5 tRNA genes are annotated in these 541 nt (G+C 50.1%); all 5 read right to left on the bottom strand.

The features are described 5' to 3' along the window. Positions 1–36: 36 nt before the first annotated feature. Positions 37–125, bottom strand: a tRNA-Ser gene (locus KGF45_RS19610). 15 nt (positions 126–140) lie between these two features. After that, a tRNA-Lys gene (locus tag KGF45_RS19605) sits at positions 141–213 on the bottom strand. Positions 214–229: 16 nt separating this feature from the next. After that, a tRNA-Gln gene (locus KGF45_RS19600) sits at positions 230–305 on the bottom strand. A 7-nt stretch (positions 306–312) separates the two neighbouring features. Continuing rightward, a tRNA-Arg gene (locus KGF45_RS19595) sits at positions 313–389 on the bottom strand. 30 nt (positions 390–419) lie between these two features. Beyond that, a tRNA-Leu gene (locus tag KGF45_RS19590) sits at positions 420–503 on the bottom strand. Positions 504–541 lie beyond the last annotated feature (38 nt).

The following is a 541-nucleotide window of genomic DNA, read 5'->3' as shown; positions in this document are numbered from 1 at the left end:
AGTCCCCTGCTCTACCGACTGAGCTATCTGGGCATTTGGCGGAGAGGGTGGGATTCGAACCCACGGCCCCTTTCGAAGTCACTGGTTTTCAAGACCAGCTCCTTAAACCACTCGGACACCTCTCCATATTTTACTTCCAATGATTCATCCGAGGATCGAACTCGGGACACCCTGATTAAGAGTCAGGTGCTCTGCCAGCTGAGCTAATGAACCCTACTTTAATATTTAATGGCTGGGGATGCAGGACTTGAACCTACGCATACATGAGTCAAAGTCATGTGCCTTACCGACTTGGCTAATCCCCAATATATGTGGTGAGCGCACAGGGATTCGAACCCCGGACACACGCCTTAGAAGGGCGTTGCTCTATCCAGCTGAGCTATGCACCCACAATAAATATGTATAAATTAAATAAAAAATGGTGCGGATGAAGGGAGTCGAACCCCCACGCCAATGGCGCTAGATCCTAAGTCTAGTGCGTCTGCCAATTCCGCCACATCCGCGCATTTTTTTGGTGGAGGATGGTGGATTCGAACCACCG

Source organism: Clostridioides sp. ZZV14-6154, assembly GCF_020657785.1.
Lineage (GTDB): Bacteria > Bacillota > Clostridia > Peptostreptococcales > Peptostreptococcaceae > Clostridioides.
Note: the sequence above shows the minus strand (reverse complement) of the source record. Positions and strands in the feature narration are given on the sequence as shown.